Raw genomic sequence first — 6,415 nt, 5'->3', positions numbered from 1 at the left:
TCCTCCTCAAAGAGGATTTTTCTGGCAGAAAGAAGGGAGGAGAACAACACAGGAATACCCTTTTGCGCGAAAAGATATAGCCTCTTCTTTACCCTCTCTCATCAGAACAGTTCCATAGCGAAACAGGCGCTGCATCCATTAGTGTGCTTTTGCCAATCCATTCGCAATGATAGTAAGAGGATCGATACAGCGATATGCTGGCCGTTGATCAGTAATCGTGGCTGAACATTGAGAAAGGAGATGAAATTCGGTACAGCCAGCAATAAAAGAGCCAGTATGATATTTATCCAATAATTCCTGTATCGCTTCAGTGGCGATACGTATATCGCCGCCCGACTTCAGATGATAAATCAAGGCATGAATCGTTTGCTGATCGCTCTCACGTGGCAGAAGGATATAGTCTGAGTAACGCTCCCATAGTTGATGATTCTGGAATATACGCAATTGAAGCGTTGCATTGGTACAGAGTAACAGATGGTGCTCGCGCGTCTCCTCCAGAGCAGCAAAAATAACATCAATCAGTGAGATGACGAGCTCCCGCAGATCCGTTGATAGGCATGGAAACAAATAGTGAAGCGTGATGCAGCACACCACAATTTTCGTGACATGTAAACATTTAAGTGCGTGTAATATCTCAACAAACGGCGCCAGGACAATCTCGTCACGATGACCCAGGAATGCCTCGCTACGATCAGGAATAGACGGATCAGAATAAAGAATATATCGTCCTGCATCTTGCTCCACATCCCACTGCGTGCCATCATACAGCGTCGAGAGAAATGCGCTCGATGCCAGAGGGCCCATGCCACCAACAATGCCAATCAGATCGCGTGGATAATGTTGACTATTCATACGTAATCTACCTCAGATTGGATGCTCTTTTCGATGCTATCGCTCAAGGATTTGTAGAGGCTTCATCTGTTATACATAGCGCAAGCGTAGCTCATTGAGATACGTCAGATGCTTTAATACATCCTCATCTGGAAGGCCAAAATCAATTAAACAGGCAACCTCATCAACGCCAATCGCTTGCAATTGCTGTACCAGAGGCTGACATGTCTCTACCGTACCCAGCAAAGCAGCACTCGTATAATACTTTTGAAAAGTAATCTCTAAAAGCTCCTCCATCATCACATCCGACATTTCCTCATAAGGAACCTGATGTCCTCCACTAATAGCTCCACCACCAGCCGCCGCTCTATTCTCTAAAAGAACTGCAGATCGTAAATATTCTTTAAAAGGAGCTTTCACCTTGTCTTTCACCGCTTGTGGGTCATCGCCAACAAAAGTATGGATCATTAAAGACACAATTCCTTTTTCTGCCTCAAATCCATTCTCCCTCAACGACGCCCGATAAAATCGAATATTCTTCGCCAGAGTCTTTATATCCTGGCCGATCATATGTGTCAGCAGGTTCGCGCCAATGCTACCAGCCTGAGTAAATGTTGCAGTATTACCTGATGAAGTAACCCAGATAGGTAAATGCTTCTGTATCGGCCTTGGATAGATAGAAAGTTCTATCTCTTTACCAAAGGTATTCTTACGTAGAAAGCTCTTCCCTTCCCAGAGATCTTGTAAAGTATCAATTTGCTGGAACATCACAGCACGGCGATTATCATAGTGATCCGGATAGAATATAAAATCATTTACATTCCAACCTGATCCAAAGGAAATCGCGACCCTGCCATTAGAGAGGTTGTCAGCGACCGACCACTCTTCAGCAATACGCACAACATCATGAAGAGGAGATACAAGGCTACCAGCTCTCATTTGTATCTTCTGGGTAATCATCGCAAGGGCAGAACTTATCACAGATGGATTGGGAAAGATGCCACCGAAAGCGTCAAAGTGGCGTTCGGGTGTCCAGATGCAACAGAAATCATGAGTATCTGCAAATTTTGCTGCTTCAATTACTAAATGATACTTATTCGAAGTATCGCCATACGGTTGGCTAGAAAAAAACATGATGCCAAATTTCATATCGCCAATTCCCTTCTTCCTCAGACAGGAAAATCTCCTATTAAGAGAAGTATAATATTTTCCTTCTCCCAGGGTGAATCCCTTCCCCAGGGGATTTTTGCCATACAAAATGGGTAAGAAGAAAAGAGGCAATACACTCTTCTCTAATGAGAATAGCGCTCCATTTCTGTCTTCATTCTCACCAGCAACGAGCGTGATCCTGCCTCGGATATGCGGAGGAATGCCACAAAGAGAGAAGAAGGATGAACGTTAACTCAGGAAAAGAAATAATATACCCTCACACAGGCGGACCAGTTCAGTTGCAAGTGGGTGCCATTCCCTTTTTTATCAAGGCCAAACTATGGCCAGGGCCAGGGCCAGGTATTATCTCTGCAGCGCGGCATCACACATCGCGGTTAAAATATTCTGATAGTGTGCCAGAAATTGCTGCATTGTCGCAGAATCAAATAAATCCAAATTATAATCGGCTGTAGCCAATAATGATTTGTTGATCTCTATAATATTAAGATGAATATCGACCCCGGAATACAGTATTAATGGTTGTAGAAATTTAACTTCTAAGTTGTTCATGAGTGGAGTCGTAATTGGTACTTCTAAATCAAAAGTCACGGCAACAAGAGGTGGACGGGCTGGATCATATGGCAAGTTGAGTTTGTTGAGCAAACGCGCATAAGGATAATCCTGGTGCTCATATGCGCTGAGCAAATTTTGCTTCATGTATTTGAGGTAATCAATCCAGGTTGGTTTCTCAGCTAACTGGCTACGGCATGGAATGAGATGAGAACAATATCCAATCATACTCTCACTACCACAGATGGAACGGCCAGAGGTCGGGAAACCGATAAAAATATCATCTTGCTGACTAAGGCGATGGAGCAAGGCTGCATAGCCAGTCAGCAACGTCATGAAGAGAGTAGAGTTGTAAGCGCGACTCAAGTGTTTGATTTTTCGATAAAGGCTGGTCGTGATGATCAAACTCTGCTGCGCCCGATGGTATGTTTTGATCAGCAGCCGCGAGTGATCAATTGGCAGTTCTAAAATGGGCAGCGGATGAGTACACGCTTGCAACCAGTGCTGCTCATGCCTGGACATTTCAATACTCTGATCCATTTGCGCTTGTAACTGAATGAATTCTCTGAATTGCATCGGCTGTTCCAATTTACAGGCAATACCTTTAGATGCATCTGTATATAATGCTCCAAGGTCCTGGAAAAAGATATTTATAGACCAGCTATCAACTACTATACGATGGACGGTAACTACCAGCAGATGCCATTGCTCGCTCCAGCGGAAAAGGGAAAAGCGGAAAAGAGGCCCTTGTATCAGATTAAAAGGGCGAGCATTCTCATCTTTGAGCCATTGTTTGATCTTCTCATCCCGTTCATCAGCAGTAAAATGAGAAAAAGATATGAGCGGGAAATCAATTGCTAACGCCGAAGAGATATGCTGCGCTGTACCATCCCTGTCAATCGTGGTTCTTAATGCTTCATGCCGATCAACGACCTGCTGTAACGAGCGGTGCAATATATCAATAGAAAGAGGTCCTTGCAATTCTAAAGCTACCGTTTTGGAAGTAGGTTTCCCCATTTGACTCTCTATCCAGCGGTGTTGTTGCGCTTCAGTCAATGCAATAGTATTTCTACTAGAAAATGGTTCCCCCAGGCTTACAATATCCGTCATAAGTCAGTATCTTTCTCTATAGCTGTGTTTTGATTTATTAGATGCAATAAACAACATTCGATCTGAATGTATGTGCCCTCTACTAAATTAAGTGCTTTACTCTATTCATTATAAACGTATATTGGTAGTATATAAATGACGATTCCATATCATTCACAATACAAGTACGAGCAAAAAAATTTTTTTCTACTCTATTCTTTTCTAGCAGGATGAACTATTGCTCTGCATGATCACATGTACCTGTGTTCTCTGCTTCTTATTTGATCCTTTCGAGAATGATCATAAGGAAAAGATACTTGTTGTAGTGGCTTTTTTTGCTTAAACTGAGGTATAAATTAACTCTGCATGAGTATCAATCTCACTGGTGGATGATAAATGCTCAAGCTCCATTACTTGCTTATAGAATCGTTCAGCATTACCGGGCATTCCCCAGAGCTGATAGAGAGCTGCAAGGTCACTCAGGCTAGCAGCAACACGTGGATGCCTGATACAAAATGCTTGTTCGCAAATAGAGAGGGCTCTTAAAAGGAGAGGCTCAGCTTGTTTATACAGTTTCTGGTCTTGATAGACATGTGCAAGATCAGTAAGTGCCAGTGCAACAGAGGGATGCTTCTCACCTAAGCTCCTCTCCCATAATTGCAACGTTCGTTTTAAGAAAGACTCCGCCTGCGAATATCTTTGTTGGACGCGATAAATCTTGGCAAGTGTATTCAGTCCTGCAGCTACCATAGAATCAGCAGGCAACGGCGTTTTCTCCCAGATTGATAAGGCTTGTTGACAAAATTCTTGTGCTTGTTCGTAGTTTTTTTGTCGGAAAAAGAGGAAGCCGATCTCGCTTAAGCATTCGGCAGTAGCGGGGTGCTCAACATCGAAGAGATGCTCACGAATAAGAAGAGCTTTTCGCAGGTAATCTATGGCTTGTTCATCTCTATCTGTATATTGAAAGAGGATAGATAGACGATAGAAGCAATCAGAGATATATATCTCGTCCTCCGGGTATATTCGTTGCGCAATGCATAGAGCTTGCTGTAAGTATTCTTCAGCCACTTGATATTGAGCCTGCTCTAACAAATAAAAACCTGCCTGATAAAGGACGCGCACGATCTCTGTATTCTGGATCTGGTATTGTTCAGCTAATATAGAACACACATGCACATAGGGAAGATATTCTTGACACATCGACCAATACATAAAAGAGTGGTCGGGAAAAACCTGGCTGACATGATAAATGACTTTCTGTGCCCAATACTGCTTCTGCTTATTAGTAAGCATGTCTCGCAATAAACTCTGGACCAGGCGGTGCATTTTAAATGTTTTATTGAGTGGATTGCGACTTAACAATGAATAAGTCAACACATCACTGATAATTTCGTTTAATTGAAATGTGTCTGAGGCACATCCACTTAAAAGCGTTTCTGGAATAGAGTCAGCATAGACAAAGGCGCAAAAATATAATAAATCAGCGGCAGCTGAATTGGATTGCTGGATTTTTTCAAAACACAGTAAGAGGGTGGTCGCCACGGATTCAGGATGATCAATCGCACATTTACCTCTGCGCCTTAGAAATTGGACATGCGATTTTCGATAAAGATCCAGAAATCCAAGCACGCCACATAGTGTCTCTTCAATATAGGCGCCCGCCTGATCAAGCGCGAGCGGCAATCCATCCATTAACTGTGCTACCTTCAAGGCCGCCTGCTGCTCCACAAGCGCTGCTGAATCAAAATTTTCTTCAATCGATAAAATTTTCGCTCGATGTAACAGGAATAGGGCGGCTTCATCTATCTGCATGCGCTCTAATTCGAAGCTATCCGCCAGGGTCCCGGTAGCCAGGGTACGCGTAGTGAACAAAATATTACCATTGCCTACTTGTGGCAAGAACTCTCGTAGTAGTTCGAGATCTTCAACATTATCAAGAATAAGCAACCATTCTGTGTTCTGTTCAAGCCACATTTTCACGGCATCAACCATATTACCCTGGTTTTGTTCGCCTGCATCAATATCTTTATCAAACAGATGTAATGTATGGGCCATACTGGCAAAATCAGCCATTAAAACTTGAAATGAGGAGGTGTTGGCCCATAATACTGCTTGATACTTCTGCGCATAACGATAAGCATATTCAACTGCCAATTGCGTCTTTCCTACGCCTGCTAATCCACAGATGGCAAAGAGATAGGGGGTATTCTGGCGCTTTGTTCGATCAAGGCACTCACATAAACGAGCCAGGGCGTCTTCTCTGCCCATGAAAAACAAATTACGTCGATATGGCATTGACATGATCTCAGATAAACAGCAGCTATTAATGGTGTCCTCATCAGCAGGAATAGGTGCAGTTTCGTCCTCAATAGCATTCTGTGGAAGTAAGCCTAATTCATAGGCATTCTTATTAAAGAGCAGGCAGAGTTTCTCACGGTAAAAAGGACTTGGTGTAGCAATTCCCCGCTCCCAACGGCTTACATACGATGATGCAGGTGCGTTGATTTGCTCAGTAACATAGCTTTGTGACCATCCATGTAGATCGCGAGCATGACGCAAGTAATGATTGGGCTTTACCATCCTTAAAAAAAATCCTTCCATGCTCCTTGATTATAGTAAAGAAATCCTTGCTACCCCAAACAATGGGTTCATTCTCTAGTGTTACCCAGGCAACAATTCGAAAGGATTGTAGAGGAAAGGGGTAAGAGGATTCCTATAGGTGAGTATATGTCGAATAAGCTCTTCGAAAAACGTCTTCCCCGGGGCTAATCGAGCC

4 protein-coding genes are annotated in these 6,415 nt (G+C 43.1%); all 4 read right to left on the bottom strand.

The window, feature by feature from the left end:
• Positions 1 to 138: 138 nt before the first annotated feature.
• Positions 139 to 852: an aspartate/glutamate racemase family protein gene (locus F1593_RS17530; RefSeq protein ID WP_149402862.1), complete on the bottom strand. Its 714-nt coding sequence runs from the start codon at positions 850 to 852 to the stop codon at positions 139 to 141.
• A gap of 69 nt (positions 853 to 921) precedes the next feature.
• Positions 922 to 1,980 carry a MupA/Atu3671 family FMN-dependent luciferase-like monooxygenase gene (locus F1593_RS17525; RefSeq protein WP_149402861.1) on the bottom strand — a complete coding sequence of 353 codons (1,059 nt, stop codon included), beginning with the start codon at positions 1,978 to 1,980 and terminating at the stop codon, positions 922 to 924.
• Between the two features lie 363 nt (positions 1,981 to 2,343).
• Positions 2,344 to 3,660, bottom strand: coding sequence for a condensation domain-containing protein (locus F1593_RS17520; RefSeq protein ID WP_149402860.1), 1,317 nt, complete (start codon positions 3,658 to 3,660; stop codon positions 2,344 to 2,346).
• A gap of 318 nt (positions 3,661 to 3,978) precedes the next feature.
• On the bottom strand, positions 3,979 to 6,219 hold the full coding sequence (locus F1593_RS17515) for a helix-turn-helix domain-containing protein (protein ID WP_172632209.1): 2,241 nt from the start codon (positions 6,217 to 6,219) through the stop codon (positions 3,979 to 3,981).
• Positions 6,220 to 6,415: the final 196 nt, after the last annotated feature.

Origin of the sequence: Dictyobacter arantiisoli (assembly GCF_008326305.1) — a bacterium.
In the GTDB taxonomy this organism is placed as follows: Bacteria; Chloroflexota; Ktedonobacteria; order Ktedonobacterales; family Ktedonobacteraceae; genus Dictyobacter; species Dictyobacter arantiisoli.
The sequence above is the reverse complement of the archived record's forward strand: the minus strand, read 5'-3'. Positions and strand labels throughout refer to the sequence as shown.